Annotated in this window: 20 protein-coding genes; 13 read left to right on the top strand and 7 right to left on the bottom strand. The window is 71.0% G+C overall.

Features of this window, described 5'->3' with window-relative positions:
• Window positions 1–77: 77 nt before the first annotated feature.
• Window positions 78–1340, top strand: a complete 1263-nt coding sequence (locus OV090_RS43325) for a DUF4056 domain-containing protein (RefSeq protein ID WP_267710776.1) — start codon at window positions 78–80, stop codon at window positions 1338–1340.
• 148 nt (window positions 1341–1488) lie between these two features.
• Here the strand turns inward: OV090_RS43325 and OV090_RS43320 are convergent, their stop codons facing one another.
• The 3 genes from OV090_RS43320 to OV090_RS43310 are packed head-to-tail and all read right to left on the bottom strand — an operon-like array spanning window position 1489 to window position 3985.
• The gene (locus OV090_RS43320) at window positions 1489–2370 is read right to left on the bottom strand and encodes an ATP-binding protein (RefSeq protein ID WP_267710775.1); all 882 of its coding nucleotides are present in this window, start codon (window positions 2368–2370) and stop codon (window positions 1489–1491) included.
• Window positions 2367–2861 carry a hypothetical protein gene (locus tag OV090_RS43315; RefSeq protein ID WP_267710774.1) on the bottom strand — a complete coding sequence of 165 codons (495 nt, stop codon included), beginning with the start codon at window positions 2859–2861 and terminating at the stop codon, window positions 2367–2369. Before OV090_RS43315 ends, OV090_RS43320 begins: the two co-directional genes overlap by 4 nt.
• The gene (locus tag OV090_RS43310; RefSeq protein ID WP_267710773.1) at window positions 2861–3985 is read right to left on the bottom strand and encodes a CBASS oligonucleotide cyclase; all 1125 of its coding nucleotides are present in this window, start codon (window positions 3983–3985) and stop codon (window positions 2861–2863) included. The genes OV090_RS43315 and OV090_RS43310 overlap by 1 nt, the downstream gene beginning before the upstream one ends.
• A 16-nt stretch (window positions 3986–4001) precedes the next feature.
• Here OV090_RS43310 and OV090_RS43305 point away from each other — a divergent pair, with 16 nt between their 5' ends.
• The 4 genes from OV090_RS43305 to OV090_RS43290 all read left to right on the top strand — a co-directional run bounded on the left by OV090_RS43305 (window position 4002) and on the right by OV090_RS43290 (window position 7241).
• Entirely contained in the window at window positions 4002–4292 is a 291-nt protein-coding gene (locus tag OV090_RS43305; protein ID WP_267710772.1) for a hypothetical protein, read from the top strand.
• Window positions 4262–5080 (top strand): SAVED domain-containing protein, encoded by an 819-nt coding sequence (locus OV090_RS43300; RefSeq protein ID WP_267710771.1) that lies wholly within the window; start codon window positions 4262–4264, stop codon window positions 5078–5080. Before OV090_RS43305 ends, OV090_RS43300 begins: the two co-directional genes overlap by 31 nt.
• A gap of 97 nt (window positions 5081–5177) precedes the next feature.
• Window positions 5178–6047 (top strand): CHAT domain-containing protein, encoded by an 870-nt coding sequence (locus OV090_RS43295; protein ID WP_267710770.1) that lies wholly within the window; start codon window positions 5178–5180, stop codon window positions 6045–6047.
• A gap of 117 nt (window positions 6048–6164) precedes the next feature.
• Complete coding sequence (locus OV090_RS43290; protein ID WP_267710769.1) at window positions 6165–7241, top strand: HupE/UreJ family protein; 1077 nt, start codon at window positions 6165–6167, stop codon at window positions 7239–7241.
• 221 nt (window positions 7242–7462) lie between these two features.
• Here the strand turns inward: OV090_RS43290 and OV090_RS43285 are convergent, their stop codons facing one another.
• Entirely contained in the window at window positions 7463–8359 is an 897-nt protein-coding gene (locus tag OV090_RS43285) for an AraC family transcriptional regulator (protein ID WP_267710768.1), read from the bottom strand.
• Window positions 8360–8433: 74 nt separating this feature from the next.
• Here OV090_RS43285 and OV090_RS43280 point away from each other — a divergent pair, with 74 nt between their 5' ends.
• The 4 genes from OV090_RS43280 to OV090_RS43265 all read left to right on the top strand — a co-directional run bounded on the left by OV090_RS43280 (window position 8434) and on the right by OV090_RS43265 (window position 13870).
• On the top strand, window positions 8434–9180 hold the full coding sequence (locus tag OV090_RS43280; RefSeq protein WP_267710767.1) for an SDR family oxidoreductase: 747 nt from the start codon (window positions 8434–8436) through the stop codon (window positions 9178–9180).
• Window positions 9181–9617: 437 nt separating this feature from the next.
• On the top strand, window positions 9618–11846 hold the full coding sequence (locus OV090_RS43275; RefSeq protein ID WP_267710766.1) for a redoxin domain-containing protein: 2229 nt from the start codon (window positions 9618–9620) through the stop codon (window positions 11844–11846).
• A gap of 409 nt (window positions 11847–12255) precedes the next feature.
• Entirely contained in the window at window positions 12256–12888 is a 633-nt protein-coding gene (locus OV090_RS43270; protein WP_267710765.1) for a hypothetical protein, read from the top strand.
• A gap of 205 nt (window positions 12889–13093) precedes the next feature.
• Window positions 13094–13870, top strand: coding sequence for an alpha/beta hydrolase (locus OV090_RS43265; RefSeq protein WP_267710764.1), 777 nt, complete (start codon window positions 13094–13096; stop codon window positions 13868–13870).
• A 3-nt stretch (window positions 13871–13873) separates the two neighbouring features.
• Here OV090_RS43265 and OV090_RS43260 read toward each other — a convergent pair whose 3' ends face one another.
• The gene (locus OV090_RS43260; RefSeq protein WP_267710763.1) at window positions 13874–15592 is read right to left on the bottom strand and encodes a hypothetical protein; all 1719 of its coding nucleotides are present in this window, start codon (window positions 15590–15592) and stop codon (window positions 13874–13876) included.
• A 218-nt stretch (window positions 15593–15810) separates the two neighbouring features.
• Here OV090_RS43260 and OV090_RS43255 point away from each other — a divergent pair, with 218 nt between their 5' ends.
• Both OV090_RS43255 and OV090_RS43250 read left to right on the top strand, forming a co-directional pair.
• On the top strand, window positions 15811–16770 hold the full coding sequence (locus OV090_RS43255) for a CehA/McbA family metallohydrolase (RefSeq protein WP_267710762.1): 960 nt from the start codon (window positions 15811–15813) through the stop codon (window positions 16768–16770).
• A gap of 232 nt (window positions 16771–17002) precedes the next feature.
• Entirely contained in the window at window positions 17003–17581 is a 579-nt protein-coding gene (locus tag OV090_RS43250) for an MYXO-CTERM sorting domain-containing protein (RefSeq protein WP_267710761.1), read from the top strand.
• Window positions 17582–17861: 280 nt separating this feature from the next.
• On the opposite strand, the gene OV090_RS43245 is transcribed toward OV090_RS43250, so the two are convergent.
• The gene (locus OV090_RS43245; protein ID WP_267710760.1) at window positions 17862–18959 is read right to left on the bottom strand and encodes a serine/threonine-protein kinase; all 1098 of its coding nucleotides are present in this window, start codon (window positions 18957–18959) and stop codon (window positions 17862–17864) included.
• A gap of 707 nt (window positions 18960–19666) precedes the next feature.
• Entirely contained in the window at window positions 19667–21031 is a 1365-nt protein-coding gene (locus OV090_RS43240; protein WP_267710759.1) for a hypothetical protein, read from the bottom strand.
• Between the two features lie 130 nt (window positions 21032–21161).
• On the opposite strand from OV090_RS43240, the gene OV090_RS43235 reads away from it, so the two are divergent.
• Window positions 21162–21815: a 3-oxoacid CoA-transferase subunit B gene (locus tag OV090_RS43235; protein WP_267710758.1), complete on the top strand. Its 654-nt coding sequence runs from the start codon at window positions 21162–21164 to the stop codon at window positions 21813–21815.
• A 355-nt stretch (window positions 21816–22170) separates the two neighbouring features.
• Window positions 22171–23997, top strand: a complete 1827-nt coding sequence (locus OV090_RS43230) for an IgGFc-binding protein (protein ID WP_267710757.1) — start codon at window positions 22171–22173, stop codon at window positions 23995–23997.
• The last annotated feature ends 115 nt before the right edge of the window (window positions 23998–24112 follow it).

Genomic DNA, 24112 nt, shown 5'->3' with positions numbered 1-24112 from the left:
ACGTGCGGAGCGCACACGCGAATGCCGACATAGGTGGGGAGGCCCCGACGAGCGCCGCGAGGCGTGGGGCGGGGCGATTGCTGGCACCGCTCGTCGCCGCGATCACGGCCTGCGCGCCGACGTGGAAGGCGCCGCTGGTGGTCGACAGCCGCGAGGTCGCGCGCGCGCTGCACGACCCGGCCGACGTGGCGACCGACTTCGACCCGGCCAGCGTGCCGGTGTTCGACCCGCCGCAGAAGCTCCGGCCGTGCTGCGCGTTCGGCCAGGATCTGCGGGCCGAGGTCGGGCCGGTGCCGGTGCCGCTGTACAAGAACGAGAACATCCGCGCGCCGGAGGAGATCGGGCCGCACGGCTACGACAAGGGCGACGCGACGCGCGAGCGCAACGGGCTGGTCTACACCTGCCGCGGCGGGTTCCTCGACATCGCCCACGTGCGCGACACCGCCGATCGCACGCTCTTTTTGGCGCTGCAGCTGGCGCGACGATTGCCCGAGGCGGCGACCGTCGATTGGCCGGAGGAGGGCACGAAGCGGCGGGTGGTGGTCAAGGCGCTGCCGCCGGGGATCATCGAGCGCCACGGCCGGTGGAAGACGGCGGTGACTCTGGCGAGCTGGGCGGTCTATCAATTGTCGACGTGGCACGAGGTGGTCACGTGGTACGGCTTCGAGAGCGTGCCGGGGGTGTCGGAGCGGCTGTCGTCGTTCTCGCCGGAGGACGTGTACTCGAACGTGCTCGGCATCAACCTCGCGGCGGGGCTGGTCCTCGACGGCGAGATCCGCTCGCGCGAGGAGTACGACCTGGCGATGCAGGCGTGGATCGGCGAGGCCCTGCGCCGCCTGGGGGCGCTGCCCAAGGACGGCGCGCGGGCGGCGATGCAGGCGGTCGACGGCCTGTGGTGGGACTCGAAGAAGCGGGTGCCCGAGTTCACTCTGGTGACCCGGCGGTATATCCATACCGAGTCGCCGGTCCCGGCCTGGCTGGTCCACGACCCGGCGGTCCGCGAGGCCTGCGAGGGCCAGCCGCCCCCGCTGCCGCTGGTCATCGACCACCGGATCGGTGACCGCGAGATCTCCGAGCTCGCCGCGGTCGAGTTCGAGTTCGGCACCTGGCTGCCCAAGAATTTTCCGCTGCCGATCGCGGAGGGCACGAGGGTCACCCAGGCCGACATCCCGGCGATCGCGGCGGCCATCCGCAGCGAGGGGGCCCAGGTGTTCGGCCCCGACTTCGACGAGCCGGGCGAAGGGCGGGCCGACAAGCCGGCCGGGCGCGAAAAAGAAAAAATTGTGCGCCGCCACGTGACGGGTCGGCATGGGCCCGCCACTACCCCCGCGGGACCGTGAACGCCGGAGTCGCGCCGGCGCCACGCACACTATCCACGCGACGTATCCCCCCGGCCCGCTCGGGTTCGCTGCTTCAGGCCCTCACAGGTTTTGAAGCGCTTTTTAATTGGGACGGGGCCGCGGTGCGCCGCCACCGGACGAGCGCCGGTTAGGCCTCTTCGATGAGCGGCGAGGGCTCCAGCTCCGCGAGCGTCTCCCGCAGGACGGCAGCATCGAACGGACGATCCGCGCTCCAAGCCCGGCGCAGTGCCAGGCGGCCGAGGCGCTCGGTCAGATCCGAGTAGCTGAAGGGGATTTCGCGTTCGCTGGCCTCGATCAGCGCCGTGATGTCGCGCTCCGTGGTCGAGGTCTTGAGCAGCATGGCGTGGAACAAGGCCTCGCGGGCGCTCGCGTCGGGGCGTGAGAACTTCAGGTGCGATGCCGCACGGCGGAGGATCGCCGGATCGAGCGCAGAGGCGCGGTTGGTGATGAGCAGGGTCACCAGCGGGACCTTCTCGCGCGCCAGCAAGTCGAGCTGCTTGAGGAGGACGTTGAGCCCCGCGCGATCCTCGTGGTGGGCCTGCATCTGCGCGCGGCTGGTGGCGAGATCGTCGGCCTCGTCGATGATGAGGAGGGCAGCGTCGAATTCTCGTGCGCGGGCCTTGGCCTGCGTGAACGCGTCGGTGAGGCGCGCGGAGATTTCACCGACCTTGCCCCAACCGCGGATGTCGGAGGGCGTCTCGAGCACGAGAACTCGCTGCTCGAGCCTCTCCGCCAGCGGCGTCGCCACCGAGGATGCGAGGGCCGTCTTGCCGCAGCCGACTTCGCCGGACAGCAGCAGCAAGCGACTGCTGGCAGCTCCCGCTTCGGCGAAGGGCAGACCGCGGGGATGGTGCCGCACGCGCCACTTCTCGAACTCACGGGGCGCGAGCATCAGGACCAGATCGTCGAGGAGGCGTTGTTTTTGCGCGTCGATGCCGACGAGGGCGTCATATCGACGGCGCGCGGACTTGTCAGGATGCTTGGTCTCCAGAAGAGTCAGCTCGCTCATTTCCATTCTCCTACTTTGGTGCGCGTGAGGCCGTAATTGTTCTGCGAGTACTGGCGGTCGACATAGGCGTCGCCGGTCAGGATGGTGCCGTTCATGCCCCAGCCGCGCTCCTTCATGTGGTCGAGGACCTTCTGACGGCCACGTGCGTGCAGGCGCAGCTGTACGGTCATGCGGACGGTGGTGCCCTCGGGGAAGCCTGCGTAGTTGATCCCGCCGGGACGCTGGTCCGTGGTGACCGAACCATCGTCTCTGACCTGGAAGTTCAGCGCCCATTGCTGGCCCGCCGGGCTGGTGAACGCGACCTGGAACAGGTCGACGGCCTCTTGATAGAGGCCGAACAGCAGCACGTCGTGCCACTCCTCGGCGCGCGCGGCCGAGATGAGCCCGGCATTCTTCATGGCGGTGAAGTCTCCGAAGACCTTCACCATGACGGCCCGTGCCCGGGCCTCGGTGAACGTCGAGGCCTCCGTAGTCGTGAAGGTCGAGGCCATCACAGCTCCCCGTGATGCTTGAAGGGGTTGCCGAACAGCTCGATGAGGACCCGGCGCGACTTGTCGACCTCGTCGACCCGTTCGAGGCTCTCGACCTCGGCCCACTGGTCGCGGGCGTTGGACAGCCAGTCGGCGAGCTCGCCGATGTGAAGATTGTTCCACGCCAGCGGCAGGACGTTGTTGTCCGGATTCACGGGGTCGAGGACGGCCCACTGGCGGTCATCCGCGGTACGGTCGGGGACCGAGCCGAAGTCGTCGAAGGCGACCAATCGCCTGCGCAGGGCCAGATCCGCCATGGTGGAGAACCACTGCGCGAGCGTCTCGGTGTAGGTCGCGGCGACCCCGTGCTGGTCGAAGGCCTTGGCGCACAACAGGTCGACGAGGATGCTGGGCACTTCTTCGATCTGTTGCGCGCTGCCCTCACAGTAGTGGCGCCACCACTTGACGAGCCGGACGCACTCGTTGAACTTCACCCGGCCGGGCAGCTCGTTACTGCGCTTGTTACGACGCCGCACGAACTCGATGTGGTTCTGGATCGAGGTCCGGCGGCGTTCGCCGTTGCTGCGGAACAACAACTGTTCACGGTCGGTGCCCTCCACCGCCAGCATCGGTACGAGGTCGAAGTTCACTTTGCTGCCCACGAACGCGACCCGCACGGAGCTCCGTGTCGCTGACGCCTGCGTGTCGGGGTAGCTGGCGCGGAAGTAGCTCAGGAAGCGTTCGATGAGTCGCTCACGGTCGGCGCCCGCGGGGACGCTGCGCGGATCGATGACGATGGCGATATCGACGTCTTGTCCCTCGATCTCGGCTTCACCCTGCATGTGCCGGCGCAGGCCCGTGCCTTTCTCGTACGAACCCGAGAACGGCATGGAGCGGATGATGAGTTTGTCGCTCTCGGCCTTGCCGCGGAGCCGCCGTCGCACCTCGTCGGCTTGGCTCTTGATCCGCTCTTCTCGATCGTCGGGCGTGCGGATCCAGTCGACGAACGCAGACAGCCGCCGGTGCGACGGACTCTTGGAGCTGAGGCTCTTCACGGGTTCCTCCTCGGTGGATACGAGGTGCCTCGGAGCGGCCCCACCGATCACCTCGGTGCGGCAGTGATCGTTCGGGCCGTCGGATGCCACTTCCGGGGGAGTACCCATGGACGACCCTGCCTTGAAGACCCACGTCATTCGCCTGTCCGCCAACATCGGCCGCCAGAAGGGGCTCTGGAGCGCGGAGCAGATCCACGCTGCCTTGCCGCCGTGGGAGGCTCTTCCGGGAGGCCTGGACATCGACCTCGCGTTACTGGAGGTGTCGGATGCCGAGCCGGCGACGTGGAAACTGTTGGCGGCGGAGATCCGGCTCAAAGTGAGCGGGTTTCTGCAGCAGGTCGCCCGATCTCCGTTCGGCGGATCAGCGTGTTCGCGCTCGCTCCGATCCCGCTCCTGATGGTGCTCGGAGAGGCGTTGGGGGAGAAACAGGAGATCCGCGTGTTCAACCGGTTCCACGGGCCCGCTGGATGGACATGGGGGGATTCGCGGCCGGAGCAGTCCTCTTGGAACGTCGTCACCCACGCGACGCGCGGGACTCACGTGGCGTTGCTGCTGTCGATCAGCGGAAAAGTGCATCCAGAAGAAGCAGAGGTGGCGCTGCCCCCGAGCCCGTGTGCGATGTACGAGATCGCCGTCGAGGAGCCGCGCCGCGACATCTTGCAGACGGAGGCGCAGTTGCAAGAGTTCGCCACGGTCTATCAAGACCTGCTGACCAGGATCCGAGCGACGCACGGGCCGCGTTGCCGGATCCACCTGTTCCCGGCCGTGCCGGCGGCCGTGGCAGTTCAGTGCGGCCTGAGCCTGCTGCCCAAAGCGGACCCGCCGGTGAAGGTCTACGACCACCAGCGCGACAAGGGCGGCTTCGTGCCGACGCTGGAACTCCTGTCGCCGGGGCCGCCACCGGCTCGGGTGGGGGACGCCGAAGCGGAACGGGCGCTGGCCGAGTTCTTCGAGAAGTCGTTCAAGGGCGAGGACCTCCAGCGGTTCTTCACCTTCACGGAGGCCTTGGGCTCGCTCGTCAGCAAAGTCCACTGGGAGACCGATCTCGCCGAGGTGGCTCACAGGGCGGTACAGGCCTTGAAGCAGCATGGCAAGGTGGACACGGCGCTGTTCGATGCGTTGCGTGAGGCGCGTCCGAATCGAGCGGGGGAGATCGACGAGATCGCAGTGCGCTGGGGCTGTTGAGTCGGCGCATCCGATCATGGGTCCGGCGAGGTGATCGGTCGCCCTGGTGAGCGGCACCTCGGAGTCGATGGCAGACATGTCGCCGTATCCCCAGCCCTTGCACCACTACCTCGTCCAGCGCGTGTCGCCGCCCGACTTGCGGCGATTCATCGCCACTCACTACGCGGATATCGTCACCGGGTTGCCCGACTCGGTGGTCGCGGTAGATCAGTACGTGTTCGCCGTGATCGAGCGCCTGCGCCAGTTCGGATACCTCGAGCGAGAGCTGTTCGTGCGTCTGGGGGAGTTTCGGAAGCATGACGAGGCGCTGCGGACGGCTGCAGTCGCCTGCCTCGGCTTCGATCCCTTTCCGGCTGGCGGCCCGGGCGGCGCTGTCTCGAGCAAGCAGGTCGCTCTGGTCCTAATGTCATGTCCTGAAGGCCAGGCTCCGCTCGAGCTCGCCAGAGAGGCGGGCCACATCGAGGACGAGCTCGGTTTGGGTCAAGTCCGCGAGCGATTCTCGCTGGTGTGGGGGTGGTCCGTCACGGCGGAGCAGACTTTCGATCTGATCGCCGACCACAACCCGGCGCTCTTGCACTTCGCGGGTCATGGGGGTGCGGACGGGACGATGCTGGTCGTCGGAGCGGGGGGGTCGACGAGTCGTCTGCGCTACGACGCGCTCGCCCGTTTGCTCGGTGCGCTGCGTCGACCTCCCCGTTGCGTCGTCCTCAATGCCTGTTTCAGCGGGTTGGCGACGGCCGTCCTGACGGAGCGCGTCGACGCAGTGGTGGGGATGAGGGAAAAGATCTCCGATGACGCGGCACGCGTCTTCTCGCGGTCGCTGTACCGTGCGATCGGCAAGGGGAAAGATCTCCAGGAGTCGTTCGGTATCGCTCGGGCCGCGCTCAGTTCGCTGAGTCCACCCGAAGATCATCGACCGCAGCTGAGCTGCCGCGCTGGCGTCGACGCGGCCAGCATCCGCTTCTGATGGCGCCCGAGCGAGGAGATCGGGTATTCTCGGCGCAGGAGAGCGCTTCTGCACGACCGTCAGCCTTCGAAAGAAGTGTTCGAGAGGACAGGGCCGTTTGGACATGTCGCTCGGAGCATGTTTATCGGGGCATGTCTCTTGGGGCTGGTGATCCCACGTCTCGCCGGGGCTCACCAGGTCGGGCTGTCGCGCGGGGTGTACACGGTCGACGGGGCCGCAGTCACGGTCGAGCTGACGTTCGCGCGCGGCGAGCTGCGGGCGCTGGCGCCGGGGCTCGACGCTGACGGCGACGGGGCGCTGAGCGAGGCCGAGCTGGCGGGCGCGGGCGCGGCCCTGGAACCGGTGGTCGCGGGGGTCGGGCTGGCGGTCGAGGGCGAGGCGTGCGTCGGGACGGCGACGCGGGCGTGGCTGACGGAGGAGGACGGGGCGTCGCTGGCGCTGCGCTTCGAGTGCTCGCGGCCGCCCAGGGAGCTGACTCTGACGTGGTCGCTGTTCGACGGGCTGTCGTCCGGGCACCGCCACCTGGCGCAGTTCCAGCGGCCGGGAGCTGGCCCCGAGGACATCTTCGCCGAGCCGGTGCTGCAGGCGCGCGCGCCGACGGCGACGATCGCGGCCGAGGGCGGCGAGGCGGAACCACCGGCGTGGCCGGTGTCAGCGTACTTCGAGCTGGGGGTCGAGCACATCCTGATCGGGACCGATCACCTGGTGTTCCTGCTCGGCCTGGTGGTGGTCGGCGGCCGCCTGCGCTCGCTGGTGGCGGTGATCACTGCGTTCACGCTCGGCCACTCGCTGAGCCTCGCGCTGGCGACTTTGGGGATCTGGACACCCAGCGGGGCATGGGTCGAGCCGGCCATCGCGCTGTCGATCGCGTACGTGGGGGTGGAGAACTTCTTCGTGCCCGACGCGGCCGGGCGCTGGCGGATCACGCTGCCGTTCGGGTTCGTCCACGGCTTCGGCTTCGCGGGGGTGCTGGCGGAGCTGGGGCTGCCGGCCGGAGAGGTCGGACCGGCGCTGCTGCTGTTCAACCTCGGAGTCGAGGCAGGCCAGCTGGCAGTGCTGGCCCTGGTGCTGCCGGTGCTGCTGCTGCTGGGGCGCTGGGAGCCGTATCGTCGGTTCGGCGGCGCGAAGTGGATCTCGGGGGCGATCGTGCTGGCAGGGCTGTGGTGGTTTTTCGAGAGGGTGCTCGGCGGGTGAGCGGCGTGGCTGCGTGCGCACGCTGCTGTGATTGTCACGCCTCTCATGATTTGCGCGGGTCCCGAATGATGGGAGCACGCGGGCGTGATGGGGCTTCGCTGGCCACGATCGGGCGACCCGAGGCATGAGCGGCCGCACTTCGGGCCTGGCTTTCGGGACATGTCGCCGTCTGCGCGATGGCGTCGCTGCCTGGCGATTCGCAATCGCCCCGGCGTTGCCTCCTACGGCGCGCGGGCGTAGCGGCTCGGGGCCTGGCCGACGTGACGGCTGAAGGCGGTGCTGAAGGTGCTGGCGGAGGCGTAGCCGACGCGCTCGGCGACCTCGCCGAGGCCGAGGTCTTCGCGGCGCAGCAGGTCCTTGGCGACTGCCATGCGCCAGGCGAGCAGGTACTCCATCGGCGGCAAACCGACTGCGCCGGTGAAGCGCTCGAAGAAGGCCGAGCGCGACAGCGCGGCGGTCTTGGCCAACTGGGCCACCGTCCACGGGCGCGCGAAGTGGGCGTGCATGTGCCGCAGCGCGGGCGCGAGGCGAGGGTCGGCGAGGGCGCGCAGCAGGCCCGGCGGCGTGTCTTCGCCGGGGAGCGAGCGCAGCGCCTCGATGAGCAGCAGCTCGACCAGCCGCGTGAGCACGAGGTCGCGGCCCGACCGGCGCTCGCCGGCCTCGTCGCCGACGAGCCGCACCATGAGCGACAGTCGCTCCACGCCGCGCACGTGCATCACCGCCGGCAGCAGCGAGACCAGCAAGTTCGCGTCCGGCGAGTCGAACACGAAGTAGCCGCCGAGCAGGCGCACGTCGGGCCGGCCGCCGCGCGTGCCGTGGCGGACCTCGGCGGTCGGCGCGGGCGTCAGCTTGGGGTCGATGCGCTCGGGCGTGGCCGGCTCGAAGCCCGACATGGTGAAGCCGGGGGTCGCCGGCAATAGCAGGAAGTCGCCGGCTTCGAGGGTGAGGGGCCGGTGGCCGTCGACCGCGAGGCGACAGCTGCCCTCGAGCACGGTACAGAAGCTCGGATGGCCGAATTCGGAGTAGCGCACGGCCCAGCGCCCGGCGCCGCTGATCGGCTTCGAGAACACGGCGCGCGGCTGCAGCAGGGCGATGACTTGCGAGAGTGGGTCGGTCATGTCTGGACGCTCGCCAATGAAAGTTGGACTTCTTGCGATAGATAGTCCGGCTTCGGGTCGCTACAGTCAACTCCATGAAGAACGTGCTCATCACTGGTTGCTCCTCCGGTTACGGCCTCGAGACCGCGCGCCACTTCCTCGCCCAGGGCTGGAACGTGGTCGCCACCATGCGGACGCCGCGCGAAGACCTGTTGCCCCGGTCGGAGCGGCTGCGGGTGCTGGCGCTCGACGTGACGCAGCCCGACAGCATCGCGGCCGCGATCGCGGCGAGCGGGCCTATCGACGTGCTGGTCAACAACGCCGGCGTCGGGGCGCTCGGGGCGTTCGAGGCGACGCCGATGGCGCTGGCGCGCCAGGTGTTCGAGACCAATACGTTCGGGGTGATGGCGATGACGCAGGCGGTGCTGCCCCAGATGCGGGCACGGCGGTCGGGCGTGATCGTCAACGTGACCTCGAGCGTGACTCTGGCGCCGATGCCCCTGGTAGCGGTGTACACCGCCAGCAAGACCGCGATCCAGGGGTTCACCGCCTCGCTGGCGCACGAGCTCGCGGACTTCGACGTGCGCGTCAAGCTGGTCGAGCCGGGCTACGGGCCGACCACGCGCTTCGCCAACAACGGGCCGAACCCGGCGACGCTGATCCCCGAGGCCTACGCACCGTTCGCCGAGCGCGTGTTCGCGGCGTTCACCCGGCCGGCCGCGGTGACGACCGAGGCCGACGTGGCGGAGGTGGTGTTCCGCGCGGCGACCGACACGTCGGGGCAGCTGCGCTTCCCCGCGGGCCCCGACGCGGTGGCGCTGGCCGGCCCGAACGCGCGGTGAGGGGGCGGGTCGCGTCCGACCTCTCGCTCGGTCGTCGGCTGGAAAGATCGTAGATGTCCTTCGGGACAGCTACCTTATTAAAGATGTGGCGGAGGACGTGGGATCGCGGCGCCGGTTCGATTCGGCGGGCGCAGGCACGAAGACGGCCGGCCTCGCAGCGTGCCGCCGCTCGCCCTGTCGGGTTCGTCGGGGCGTTCGCCGAGGCGAAGATCGGCGCCCCGCGGGCGGCCGGCCACTTCGTCATGCGGCCGCGGCTCGATTGCCAGGCTGACGCACGAGCGAGACCCGAGGCCGCGAGACCGTCGCGGAAACTACACGGAAAAGAGCGGCACCGACCTTGCTAAAGGGGCCTCGCCGCGTTCGCCGGCCGAGGGTTCTTTTTTCTCCGTCCATCGAGGTCCATTCGCCATGCAGTTCCCACCGCGCCCCTCCTCCCATTGTTTCTGCTTCTCCCCGTCGCCTGCGCCCCCGAGCAAGTATGCGAGCTCGAGCCCGAGCCCGCGGCCCTGTCGGTCGTCCCCGTCCGGGCGCCCACGGGGGCGGAGGAGCCGGCGGCCAAGCCAGCGGAGGTCGCGGCGGTCGAGGTCGACGAACGACCGCCGATCGCCCTGGCGAAGTGGCGAGAGATCAAGCAGGCCGGTGAGGCGGCGGCGAAGCTGACGGAGCTCGACGCGCGGATCGATCAATGCCGCGCGTTCGCCCGCCAACACCCGGAGCACCAGACGAACGCGCTGGTGCTCGAGGCGCTGGCCGACGCGCTGATCGAGAAGGGCGGGTACGACCCGCGAGAGGTCGCGGGGCACCTGGCGGCGCTGGCGAAGCTGCGGCCGAAGTCGAATGCGCCGACCGAGATCGTCGGGCGCTATCACCTGCTGCACCCGCTGCCGGGCGCCGCCGGGCTGGCCCTGCTGGAGCTGGCGCGCGAGCGCCTGGCGCAGGACGAGCGGGAGATCGCGCTGCTCGACCACGAACAATGGCGCGAGTCGAGGACGCGGTGGATCGCGTTCGAGCGGACCCGGACGTTCGTCGCCGAGGCGCGGCTGCACCTGCGCGAGGGGGCGATCGACCAGGCGCTGCGAGCGGTCGAGCGGGGCCACGCGGAGACGGACAGGTTCGTCAAGGACATCGCGCTCGTCGACGCGACAGGCGAGCGCCGCGGGTCGCTGGCGGCGGGCGTGGCCGAGGACCTGCACGTGCTCGAGGCGGAGCTGCGCCACCGCAAAGGCGACGCCGCCGGCGCCCGCGCGGCGCTGAAGCGGGCGCTCGGGGTCGTCGCCGACGTCGAGCTGCGCGCCACGTACGAGCGCCTGCGCGGCGAGCTCGGGGTCGGCGGCGACGACCTCGTCGTGACCGCGGGCGCCCAGCCGGCGCAGGACTTCACGCTGAAGCGCCTCGACGGCGAGACGGTGCGGCTCCGCGACTACCGCGGCAAGGTGGTGCTGGTGACGTTCTTCGCCACCTGGTGCGGCCCCTGCAAGCGCGAGATGCCGCTGCTGCAGAAGTTCCAGGAGGAGCACCGCGCCAAGGGCGTCGAGGTGCTGGCGATCAGCATCGACGACTTCCACAGCCGCTCGAAGCTGGCGCCGTTCATGAAGCAGCACCAGCTCGACCTGCCGGTGCTGCTCGACGAGCCGGCGCAGCTCACCGAGTACAACTACCGCGGCGTGCCGGCGCTGTACGTGATCGACCGCGAGGGCAACGTGGCCCACGCGCGCACCGGCTACGACCCGCAGCTCAAGGAGAAGCTCGAGCACGAGATCAAGGCGATCGTCGAGCGCGAGGGCGACGGCGGGCGCAAGCTGCTGACGGTCGAGCAGGCGCCGGCGGGCTGGGGCGTGCGCTGGCAGCGGCCGGTCCGCGGCGAGCTCGAGGCGGTGACGATCGCGGCGCCGCTCGGGAGCGCCGACGGAGAGGTCGCCGCGGTCGGCCGCGAGGGCCTGATGCGCTGGTCGGCGAGCGGCGAGGCGCTGCCGTCGCGAGCGCTCACCGGCTACGCGAACAACCTCGACACGGCCGACCTCGACGGCGACGGAAGGCGCGAGTGGATCGTCGGCAACTGGAGCGAGCTCAAGGTCCTCGATCAGGCCGGCGAGCTGTTCTGGGAGCACACGGGCAAGAACTTCCTCCGCTACGCGGGCCACCGCGACCTCGACCGCGACGGGTTCCAGGAGCTGCTGCTGCAGGACGGCGACCGGGTGGTGGCGATGAAGGCGGTGCCCGAGCCGCTGTGGACGTCGCCGCCGTTCAAGGAGCTCGCGGCGGTGCAGCTCGACCCGGCCGGCGCGGTGGTGGTGCACACCGACGACAAGCTCGTGCAGATCGGCGCGCGCGGCGAGGTGACGGACCGCGGGGTGGCGGTGCCGAAGGGCCGGACGCTGGCCGGCCGGCTCGCCGTCGGGGACGAGACGATCGACCTGTTCAAGGGCGACTGGGACCCGGCGCCGAGGCTCGACCAGGACTTCGACGGCGACGGCCGCAACGACGTCCTGATCGCCAACAGGGCGGGCGTGGTCGTCTACGATCCGGAGGGCCGGCCGCTGCTGCGCGTGCGCAGCCACGACGTCGACGTGAAGGTCGCGATCGGCGACCTCGACGGCCGGCCGGGCGCCGAGGTCGTGCTGTTCGTCGCCCACTACGGGATCGTGGTGCTCGGGGCGCAGGGCTAAAGGCCGACCATCGGCGCGGCGGGTGAGATGTCCTTCGGGACAGGCCGCTGACGGATGCCTCGCGGCGGGGCCGGCCGGCGGCGAAGGCGGGGCCGAGCGCGTCATTCCGGGTCCGCGCTGAGAGCGTGATTCGGTGATTGTCGATGGTGCGAGCGCGGTGCTCGGCGCTCCACCGAGCGCCGCGGCGCCTCGCGAAGCGAGGATCACTGGCGAGTGCAACGTCTGTGAGCCGAGCAGCGCGTACCGGCCGACGTTCGGCGAGACTGCGTGTGCCTCGGCCCTCTCGCCCTTCCGTCGCATCGAGCGGCTGCGGGGCGTGAGCGGCGTCAATCCTCGTCATTGCGGCGTCAGCGAGGGGGGATAACATAGTGGGTACGAGTCGGGCGGATATCTCCCGAGGGAGGGTCTCATGAACTACACCACGATCCTGCTTAGCGGTCTATTGTGCACGATCCCAGCTGTCCGCGATTTCCAGTGCGACCTGGATCACGACGATCATGACGATCACGACGATCACGACGACGACGACGACGACGACGACGGCGGCGAGCTGTACTGGGCCGAGGGGCCCCAGGTCGGCGTGCCCGAAGCGGACCTCGTCGGCTGGACTCAGTGTTTCTCGGACCTTTATGCCAACATCGAGCCCGACCTCACCGGGGGGATTCTCGGCGAACAGTGCACCGGGTCCAAGCTGCTCATGGCTTGCCGCCCGGTCGGCGCGACCGACTTCCAGCTGTTGGCGATGGGCGACCGCGCCGACGTGCTGTTCGACGTCGGCGCTCAAGTCGACGGCAAGCACGAAGCCAACGGCGTCGCCTGGTATTTCAGCGACGATTCTTCGTGGGGCTTCGCGCCCGCCGGTGCCACGGTATCTCGGACTTCGTGCGACACACTATTCGGCAACCCGGGGGAAATCGACCCGGAGCTGCGCCTGTGCTGGCACACCTTCGCCGACGAGCTGGATTCCGGCTGGCGCTGCGGCGCGGACGAATTTCTCAACAATTCGATCGACTTCGAGCGGGTGATCTTCCAGGCCGATTGACGATCCGGATCGAGGAGAGCCGCATGTCACATGTCTCTCGGGACATCTGCACGAAAAGCAGGTGCCCCGCGGAACGGACGTGCGCAGGCAGCGGCCGCCGGGGCGGCGAGGGGCGCGCCGGGTGCTACGGGCTGCGAGGATGTGCGCGCGAGGGCCCGCGGGGGCGGGGCTTCCGCGGCGGGGCGGAGCGCGATAGGGTGGCGTCATGGCGGTGCTGACCCTGCCCGACGGCGAGCTTTATTATGAGGTGCACGGCAGCGGGCCGCCGCTCGTGTTCGCGCACGGGCTCGGGGGCGGGTTTTTGTCGTGGTGGCAGCAGGTGCCGCACTTCCGCAAGCGGTTCAGCTGCGTGGTGTTCTCGCACCGCGGCTTCGCGCCGTCGAAGGACGGGTCGGGGCAGGGGCCGCGCAGGTTCGTCGACGACCTCGACGCGCTGCTGCAGCACCTGCACGTCGACGACGTGCGCCTGGTCGGGCAGTCGATGGGCGGGTGGAGCTGCCTGGGCTACGCGCTGCGGCGGCCGGAGAAGGTGCGGGCGCTGGTGATGGCCTGTACGACGGGACAGGTGACGACGCCGGAGATCGACGCGGCGATCAACCGGCTGCGCGGGCGGGCCACCGCGGCGTTCATGAAGGGGGTCCACCCGGCGGCCGGCGAGCGGATGGTGCGCGACCAGCCGGCGATGCACGAGCTCTACCGCGGGATGGACATCCTCGGCGCCGCGGACAAGCGAGCGATCCGCGACGTCCTGCTGGATTTGCGGACGGTGACCGCGCGCGACCTCGAGGGCTTCGAGGTGCCGACGCTGTGCATGACGGCCGACGAGGACTTCGTGTGCGCGCCGGACTCGGTGGCCCACCTGGCGCGCATGCTGGTCGGCGGGCGCTTTGTCAAGGTGCCGGAGACCGGGCACTCGATCTACTGGGAGCGCCCGGCGCTGTTCAACCAGCTGGTCGACGAGTTCCTCGACTCGGTCGAGTGAACATCACTCGACGCGGCGGATGATCCGGTTGGCGCTGTCGAGCACGAACAGCGAGCGGCTCGGGTAGTGGTAGGCGAGCGCGAACGGGCCGTTGAAGCGCGACTCGATGCCGAAGCCCTCGCCGTAGCCGCCGGGGCACACCATGTCGCCGTTGCAGTGCTGGCCGACGTTGGTCGAGACCTCGCGGGTGGCGAGGATGGCCTGGCGGACGGTGTGCTGGGCGAACTCGCCGAAGTAGAGGCTGGCGCCGTCGCTGGCGAGGCCGCGCGGGCGGTGGATCGCGGCCTCGGTGCCGACGCCGTCGACGTAGCCGGCGCTGCCGGTGCCGGCGAAGGTGCCGACGTGGCCGGTGACGGTGTTGAAGCTGCGCAGGGCGAAGCCGTTGGTGTCGGCGACGTAGAGCATGCCGCTGTTGTCGGAGGTCAAGTAGCGCGGGCTGACGAAGCGCGCGGCGTCACCGATGCCGTCGTCGCCGCCGTTCTCGTAGGCGAGGCCGGCGAGGGTCACGACCTCCTGGGTGGCGGGGTCGAAGCGGCGCAGCACCGCGGCGCTGGCGTCGACCATGTAGACGTGGCCGGCGTAGTAGGTGAGGCCGCGGTTGTCGTCGAAGGAGGCGGCGTCGCCGATGCCGTCAGCGACGCCGGTCATGCCGTTGCCGGCGACGGTGGTGACTGCGAACGGCGGGGTCAAGCTGACCGCGCGCAGGCGCTTGTTCATGCCGTCGCTGACCCACAAGGTCTTGCCGTCGGTGGCGATGGCGTCGAGGCCGGCGAAGCGGGCGTCCTGGCCGTCGGGGGCGTCGGCGAAGCCGCTCATGCCGGTGTTCGAACCGGCGATCGTCTCGACCTCGGAGGTGGCGATGTCGATGCGGCGGATGCAGTTGTTCTGCGCGTCGGCGAGGTAGAGGTGGGTGAGGTCGACTGCGAGGCCGCCGGTGCCGGAGATCCGCGCTTCGCCGCCGACGCCGTCCTTGAGGCCGAGCTGGCCCTGGGCGCCGACGAACAGGGAGGTGGTGTTGGTGAGGTTGCAGGTCGGGTTGCAGGCGTCGCCGTTGTCGAGGTTGCTGTCGTCGCAGACCTCGAGCAACGGGTCGATCATGCCGTCGCCGCAGCCGCCGCCCGGAGGCTCGAGCTGGCAGTTCGGGCCGCAGCCGTCCGCGGGGTCGACGTCGCCCTCGTCGCACTCCTCGCCCTGATCGAGGTCGAGCAGGCCGTCGCCGCAGGCGGCCCCGGACTCGACCTGACAGGCGGCGCTGCAGCCGTCGCCGTCGCTGGCGTTGCCGTCGTCGCACTGCTCGCCGTCGGGGTAGTCGACGACGCTGTCGCCGCAGCCGGCGGCGGTGCAGTCGGTGCGACAGGCGCCCGGCTCGAGGTCGCTGTTGTCGGGGCCGGCGTCGCACGCCTCGTCGCACTCGACGACGCCGTCGCCGCACTCGGCCAGGCAGGCGGGTTCGGTAGTGCTGGTGTCGTCGGTGGTGGCGGTCGTGCTCGTCGTCGTGCCGGTCGGCGGGTCGAGGGTGGTGACGCCGGTGTCGGTGCTCGTGGTGGTGGGGGTCGTGTCGAGGACGGTGGTCTCGCTCGCGCCGCCGCTGGTCGTGTCGGTCGTGGTCGCGGTCGAGCCGTCGCTGGCAGTCTCGGTGTCGGCGGCCGGCGGGAGGGCGCAGGCGAACACCAGGCTCAGCAGACCGAGCGCGGCGGAGTTCAAGCTGTGGGGGCGATGCATCGCCTCAGGGTAGGGCCCGAGGCCCGGCGCTGACAACGTGGTCGGACGAAGTTTTCTGCGGGGCTCCTCGGCGGCAAACCTGGCAAGATGGCGGGGTGCGGAGCTCGGGTCGCACATGTGCGCTCTTCGGGTCGGCGGTCTGCTGGCTGGCCTGCTCGCGGCCTGAGGCGCCGGCGCAGCCGGCCGCTGCCGCGATCGACGAGGATGTCCCGGCGGTCATGCCCGAAGAGACATGGCTGAAGGGTCAGCTGCATCTTCACACCGAGAACTCGGGCGACAGCGCGACGCCGGTCGCGGCGGCGCTGCGCTGGTACGAGGCGCACGGCTTCGACTTCGTGGTGGTGACCGACCACAACTTCGTGAGCGCGCCGGCCCGCGCGGGACGCATGCTGGTGGCGCCGGGGGTCGAGCTGACGCAGAACGTCGAGCGCTGCGAGCCGCCGCCCGAGCCGGGGCTGCGCTGCCTGCTGCACGTCAATGCGCTGTTCGTGGCGGCGGAGCGGACGGGCCGGTTCCAGTTCCCGCCGGCGAGCTCGCCCCGCCGCGACGAGCTGTTCACGCGGGCGCTGCAGGCCAGCGAGGAGCTCGGCGGGGTGGCGATGCTGAACCACCCGAACTTTCACTACGCGGCCGACGCGGGGCTGCTGACTGCGCTGTCAGGGTCGGGGCTGCGGCTGTTCGAGCTGGCGAACGAGGCGGTCGACTCGAACAACGCGGGCGACGCGGCGCACCCGTCGACGGAGGCGCTGTGGGACGCGGCGCTGACGAGCGGGGCGCGGCTGTTCGCGGTGGCGACGGACGACGCGCACCACTACGACGACGCGCCGGCGGTGACTGCCCGCGGCGAGACTGCGTACACCGGCGACCGCGGGTTCGTGGTGGTCCACGCGACCCGCGATCTGCCGGCGATCCGCGCGGCCCTGCTGGCCGGCGAGTTCTACGCGTCGACGGGTCTGTTGTTGAACTCGGTGACGCGCGCGGACGGGGCGCTGACGGTCGAGGCGGCCCAGGCAGGGGTGACGATCGAGTTCGTGGGGGCCGGCGGCGAGGTGCTGCGCACGGTGACAGGGCCGCGGGCGACGATGACGCTGGCAGAGGCGCCCGGGCCGTACGTGCGGGCCCGGGTGCGCGCGGCCGACGGGCGCAGGGCGTGGACGCAGCCGATCTGGCGCGAGTGAGGCGAGGGCGGGGTGTGGTGGCGGCTGGAGTGAGGGGCGCGCGTCGATGCTGAGCCTGTCTTGGGGGCATGTCTCGATCGTGGCCCCGGCCGGCGAGACGAGTCGCTGGAGTGATGGGCCGCGCGCCGGCAGTCGAGATGCCTCTCGGGACATGTCACTGATGCAGCCCGGGCCGGCGCGGTGACGCCGCCCGACTTGAAGCGGATGCGGCCGCCTGCTACGACCCTGGGGTATGCGTTCGTTTGGCTTGATCTGCTCTGCGCTGCTGCTCGCGACCGCGCCGGCCTCGGCGGCCGCGCTCGATACCGACACCGACACCGACACCGGCTTCGAGCCGCATCCTCCGCCGGAGGTCGACATCCTCTCGCCGGACGACGGGGCAGTGTTCGACGGCACGCCCGACGCCGTCGTGCCGGTCGAGATCAGCTACTCGTACATGCAACCGGGCGACGTCAGCCTGTGGGTCGACGACGTCGAGGTCGCCGTCTGTGACCACGATTGGTGGTGCACCTTCGAGGTGACGTTGAGCCCGGGAGTCCACAAGCTCCAGGGGTTCGGCAGCGGTTTCGAATCCGAGGTGGTCATGGTCGAGGTCCGCGACGGTTCAAGCGGCGATTCGAGCGGCGGCTCGAGCGGTGGTTCGACCGGGACCGAGGGGAGCGAGACCGCGACGGACGGCGACAGCGACAGCGACGGCAAGGGTGGCGGCGAGAAGTCAGGCTGCGGCTGCTCGGCGGGGCATGGCGGGCTGGGGGCTTGGGGACTGGGGCTGTTGGGCCTGCTGGCGCTGCGGCGCCGCCAGGCCGGGTGAGGCGGGGCGGCGGCCGGCGGATGTCCCCAAAGACATGTTTCGCGGCGATGTGCGGGGCCCGATGTAGCGCCGGGAGCCGGTCGGCGAGCCGGCGGATGTCCCCAAAGACATGTCATTCGGCGACGTGCGCAGTCCGTCGCGGCGCCGGGAGGGAGGGGCGGTGGGCTTGCCGCCAATGGATGCCGTAAGAGACATGTCGTCGGAGACATGTCGATACAGAAGCAGGATGCGACGGGAGCGGCGGCCTTCTTAGACAGGCATGTCGAATTCGCGGTGCGGATCAGCGGGCGCTGATGTGGGCGGCGAGCTCGGTGTGCGAGCAGCTGGTGCCGCTGAAGTGGGCCGCGACTGCGCCGACGGTGAGGGCCGCGGCGGCGCCGAGCGAGGCGGCGAGGACCAGGGCGGAGCGGCGCTGGCCGCGGGCGGCGAGGTTTTCGAGCTGGGCGACGAGGATGTCCATGTCGGGCCAGCGGTCGTCGGCGTCGAGGGCGAGGCCGCGGAGGAGGCACTGATAGAGGGCGCGCGGGATCTGCTGCGTGAACGGCGGCGGCTGGGTCGGCGGGCCGGCGAGGACGTTGTCGATCAGGGTGCGCAGGGTCGGGCCCGCGAACGGGCGCTCGCCGAACAGACACTCGTAGGCGGTGACGCAGAAGGCGAACTGGTCGGAGCGGGCGCAGGCGGGGGCGGCCCGCAGCTGCTCGGGGGCCATGTACGCGGGGGTGCCGACGAGGACGTTGGTCTCGGTGTCGGTCATGCGAAACTTGCCGATGAGGGTCTCGGCGCAGGAGCCCTGCGGCCGGGCGACGCTGAAGTCGACGACGCGGACGCGACCGTCGTCGCCGACGAGGATGTTGTCGGGCTTGATGTCGCGGTGGATGACGCCGCCGCGGTGCGCCGCCGCGAGCCCGCGTGCGGCCTGGATCAGCAGGGGCAGCACTTCGCGCCAGCTCCGCGGGGCGTCGCAGAACTGGCGCAGGGTCGGGCCCTCGACGTACTCCATGGTGAGGAAGACGCGGTCGCCGACGACGCCGACGTCGTGGACCGCGACGATGTTGGGGTGCGAGAGGCGGGCGATCGCCTGGGCCTCGCGCAGGAGCCGGGTGTCGCCGATCGAGACCAATTGCGCGGTCTTCTTGCCGGTGGGGTAGAGGATCTTGACGGCGACAGGCCGCTGCAGCCGGGGGTCGTAGGCCCGATAGACGACGCCCATGCTGCCGCTGCCGAGCTTGCCGAGGAGCGAGTAGCGACCGAGCGAGTCGGCGGGGGTGCCGAACAGTTCGCGCTCCGCGGGGCTCAAGGTGCGCCGGGTGGTGCACAGGTCCTCGAGGTCTTCCGGGAGCGCGACGTCCATGCCGATGTCGATAGCGCGGGTGATCATGGTGCAGCTGTCTCTCGGGTCAGGCGCGCTGCGATCGTGACGATCGTCGGAGAGGGCCGCCGCGGCACGACCGCCGGCGGAGCGGGCTCCGCGGCCCTCCGCGATCTGCCGCACCAAAAAAACATCAAGTCGGACGACCCATGCGAACGCCTGTCCGGGGCAGCCTCGCGCCGGCGGCGCCAGCTCGCCGGCGCTGCTTCGCGCTCGCAGGTGGGCCCAGAAGGGCGCAGGAGCGCAGCGGATGCGAACGACGTCACATGAACTTCAGGCCATGTGATTCCGCCGGCCGGCGGCGCGGATCGAGGGTCGTCGCACCCATGCGGGCACCGCCGGCGGCGCAGAGGGGCGCGAGAGCGCGGACGATGCGATCGGTGTCACATGGGCTTCGAGACAGGTGCGAGCGCTCGCCGGCGCGCGGCCGGTGAGGATGAGCACCGGCGAAGCGGCGCAGTGAATCACGTGAACCTGGGGAGAGGTGGCCGCGGCGTTCGCAGACGGGCGACTCGTGGGGCGCGAGGCAGAAGAGCGGGCGACGTCACGTGCGCCTCGGGGACATGTCTCGCGCCCGGCCGGGGGCACACGCGCAGCCGGGTACGAGCAGGGATACGGCGGATGTACTTCGGGACAGGCAGAGCGCCTGGGCCGGGCGGGTACGAGCAGGGGGACGGCGGATGTACTTCGGGACAGGCAGCGCGCCGGGCCGGGTTTCACTCGCAGTCGGGCACGAGCAGGGGGACGGCGCCGGCGGGGGCCGGGGCGCCGGCGAGGCGGGCGGCGTCGCATGCACCTCGGGACAGGTACCAGCGCTCGCCGCCGAGTTCGATGGCGGCGGCGTCGACCCCGGTGACGCCGCGGGTGACGAGGCAGCTGCTGGCGCGGACGACGTCGGTGCGCTGGCCGTCGAGCTCGATGCGGCGGAACTCGGCGGGGCCCTGGAGGGTGAGGTAGCCGGGGCCGACGTCGTAGGCGTAGCTGCGGACGAAGCGGCCGCGCTCGTCGCGTCCACGGTGCTCGAGGCGGCCGTGGCCGGCGGTTCGCTCGGGCCGGTTGCGCCACACGTCGCACACGAGCGCGCCGTCGGGGCCGCGCCGGAGGTGGTGGAGGTTGCGGACGCGGTGGAGCCGGGCGGCGGCGTCGGGGGCGTCACGCGGGGGCGGGCGCTCCAGGCGGGCGCGCGTGGCCGGATCGGCGAGCGCGCCGGCGCAGCCGACGGTGCGCAGCTCGTCGAGCCCGGGCGGATCGTCGGCGAAGCCGGCGGCGGCGCAGGCTTCTTCGCTGAAGAAGAAGCGCTCGCGAGCGGCGAGGATCAGCCGCCGCGCGCCGCCGGCGGGGCCGCTGAGGGCGATGCCGGTGAAGACGCAGGTGAGGGCGCGGCCGACGGCCTTCTGGGTGCCGGGGGGAGCGGCGACCGGCAGCTCGTGCTCGGGGGCGGTGAGGGTGAGGTGGCCCTCGGCCAGGCGATAGCCGAGCTGGATCGTGGGTGTCCCTAGGGACATGTCGATCGGGGCAGGCTCGGGAGCGGGGCTGTCCGCGGGGGCGGGCGGGAAGACGGGCCAGGCGAGGGCCGTGAGCGACAGGCTGTCCTCGGGGACAGGTGATCCCGGAGCCAGGGCGAGCAGGATGCCCGGGCCTGGGTGGCTGTCCTCGGGGACAGCTGAGGGGGCCTGGGCGAGCAGGGCCGCGGGCCAGCGAGGGGCGGCTGCTTGCGGCTCGGGCGGCGTGGGTTGGCTGTCCTCCGGGACAGATGGCTCGGGGGCGTCAGCCGGGTCCGCGGGGGCGGGGAGGGCAGGGCTGTCCGCGGGGACAGGTGATGTGACCAGGAGGAGGCGGCCCCGCCCGGGATCTCCGGGGTCGGGGACGAGCCGCCAGGGCTCGCAGCGGTGGCCGCCCTCGCCGGGCAGGCGCCACCACAGCAGGCCGCCGGCGCGCGCGTGGTCGACCAGGCGCGCCTGCTGCTCGGCGGTCAGCGGCTCGCCGGCGACGCGGACCTCGCGCTCGTCGTCGTCGTCGCGCGCCCCGCCCAGGCGCGCGCAGGCGAGGAGCGCCGCGAGCGCGAGGAGGACGAGCCGCATGCCGGCGAAATGTGCCCGCAAACGGCCGCCAAGGGCAATCCGGAGGGAGGGCTGGTCACGCGCACGAGGCGCGGAATCGCGCGGCGGGCCGTTGCCTCGCGGGGCCGCCGGGGTCCACAATCCGGCCGCCATGCCGTGGAGCCGCGAAGACATGGCCGCGCGAGCGGCCCGGGAGCTGAGCCCGGGCAGCGTGGTCAACCTGGGGATCGGGATCCCGACGCTGATCCCGAACTACTTGCCGCCCGATTCGGGGATCTTGCTGCACTCGGAGAACGGGCTGCTGGGGATGGGGCCGTTCCCGTACGACGACGAGGTCGATGCGCAGGTGATCAACGCCGGCAAACAGACGGTGACGATCGTGGCCGGCGGGTCGACGTTCGACTCGGCGCTGAGCTTCGCGATGATCCGCGGCGGCCACGTCGATGTCGCGGTGCTCGGGGCGATGCAGGTGGCCGAGAACGGCGACCTCGCCAACTGGATGGTGCCGGGGCAAAAGGTGGCCGGGATCGGCGGGGCGATGGACCTGGCCACCGGGGCGCGCAAGGTGATCGCGGTGATGACCCACACCGACCGCGACGGCGGGGCGAAGCTGGTCCGCCGTTGCTCCCTGCCGCTCACTGCGATGCGCTGCGTCGACCTGGTGATCACCGACTTCGGGGTGATCGCGGTCGAGGACGACGGCTTCCGCCTGGTCGAGCGCGCCCCGGGGGTGACTCTCGAGGCGATCGTGGCCGCCACCGCGGCGCCGCTCCGGGTCGAGGACGCGGCCCGGGCGTCGGCCTGACCTTCGGGACAGCTGCACCGAGGGCCCGCAGGCAGGTCGACAGGCCGCGAGGGCCTGACTTTCGGGACAGCTTCCGCGGGCCCGCGGGAGGCCGGCTGACCTTCGGGACAGCTGCCGTGGCCCGCGGGCGGGACCCCGAGCCCAGGGGCGTCGGCCTGACGTTCGGGAAGCTGCTGCCCGCGGTCGCCAGGGTGCGTGGGTCTGACCTTCGAGACAGGCGGGCCCCGGCAGGACGCAGGAGCTGCGGGCGAGGTGTGAGAGCGAGGCGCACCCGGCCGCGAGGAGCAAGGTTCCGGCCGCAGCAGGGTGGGGCCCGAGTTGCCTCGGCCGCGAGTTTTGGCGAACTTCGCGCGTGATGCCCCGTCACTCGCGCTTCGCCGGTCCCTGGTTGCTGTGCCTGCTCGCCGCCTGCAACGACCCGCCCGCCGATGCAGGCGCGTCGGCGTCGACGACGTCGGTGACGCCCACGAGCGACTCGCCCGCGACGACTGCCACGAGCGAGGAGACGACTGCGACGCCGCCGACGAGCAGCGCGTCGGCGACGACGACGGCGACGCCGACCGAGAGCGCGACCGCGGAGCCGGACACGACGGCGACGTCCTCGACCGGCGAGCCCGCGTGCACCTGTAGGCCGGGTGAGCCGGGCGCGTGCGAGGGCGAGCAACTGCTGGTGTGCCAGGCCGACTGCGTGTCGTTCGCGCCGCAGCCGTGCGAGCCGGGCGAGACGTGCATCGGCGGGGTGTGCTCGACGGGGGCCTGCCCGCCGGGCAGCACGAAGTGCGTCGACGAGGATCACTATGCGCAGTGCGAGGAGGACGGCAGCGGCTACGCGCCGCCGGTCGCGTGCGGCCCGGGTGACACGTGCATCGGCGACCAGTGCTTCTCGCTGTGCGACCTGGCGGAGGCGACGCCGAGCTCCGTCGGCTGCTCGTTCTTCGCCAACCGCATGGACAACTACTACGCGGAGGAGAACGACTCGGTGGTGGTCGGCAACCCGCACGCGAGCAAGACGGCGACGGTGCAGCTGTACCTGGCGCCGACCGGGCAGAACGTCGAGGCGCCCCAGGGCGCGCCGGTGACGATCGCGCCGGGCAAGACGCACACGTTCACTCTGGCGAATCCGCCGATCGACAAGGTGTCGGCGCTGCGGATCGGCGGGTCCTACCGCATCGACAGCGACGTGCCGGTGGTGGCCTATCAGCACTCGCCGATCGGCGCGCAGGCGACCAATGACGCGTCGATGCTGTTCCCCGAGCACGCGCTGCAGGCGAGCTACGTGGTGGCGTCGTACCGCCAGACGCAGGAGGAGTCGCCGAGCTACTTCAACGTGATCGCGATCGCGGACGAGACCACGGTGACGTGGACGCCGTCCGTGACCACCAGCGGCGGGACCGGGGTGCCGCAGGTGTTCGCCGGCCAGACCGGGACCGTGGTGCTGAACCGCTTCGACACGCTGCAGGTGATCGCGCCCGGGCCGAACGGCGACCTGTCCGGGACGCTCGTCGCCGCCGACCGACCGATCTGGGTGGTCGGCGCGGTCGAGTGCGCCAACGTGCCGAGCAGCAACGTGTCGTACTGCGACCACGTCGAGGAGCAGATGCTTCCGCTCGCGTACTGGGGCCTCGAGTACGTCGGCGCCCACTCGCCCGCGCGCGGCCAGGAGAAGCACTACTGGCGGGTGTACGGCGGCGAGGACGGGACGACGGTGAAGACCGACCCGCCGCTGCCGGGCACGCCGCTGGCGCTGAACCGCGGCGAATGGAAGGAGCTGGTGGTGGCGACCGGGACCAGCGTGATCTTCGCCGGCGACAAGCCGTTCTTGCCGGTGCAGTACCTCGAGAGCCAGGACGGCGGCGCGGGCACCGGCGATCCAGCGATGGTGCAGGCGATCCCGGTCGAGCAATTCCTCGACCGCTACGCGTTCGCCACCGGCACCGGCTATTCACAACACTACGCGCAGATCGTCCGGGTGCAGGGCGCGGCGGAGGTGTTCGTCGACGGGCTCATGGTCGGCGGATACCACGCCGTGGGCGGCTACGAGGTGGCCGATTGGCCGATCGCCGAGGGCGCCCACCTGGCCGAGAGCGCCGAGCCGTTCGGGATCGTCAACTACGGCTACACCGAGGTGACGTCGTACGCTTACCCGGGCGGGACCCGGCTCGAGGTGATAAATCCGCAGTGAGCGGACGGCTGGCGTCGGGTCCGCTCATTCGCGCGAGCGCTGATCCGACGAAGGTCGGTGTGGTCGGGCGCACGGCGGTCGGGGTCGCTGACCGGAGGCGGGCGGCGGTCGGGTC

Source organism: Nannocystis sp. RBIL2 (assembly GCF_026626745.1).
In the GTDB taxonomy this organism is placed as follows: domain Bacteria; phylum Myxococcota_A; class Polyangia; order Nannocystales; family Nannocystaceae; genus Nannocystis.
Note: the sequence above shows the minus strand (reverse complement) of the source record. Positions and strands in the feature narration are given on the sequence as shown.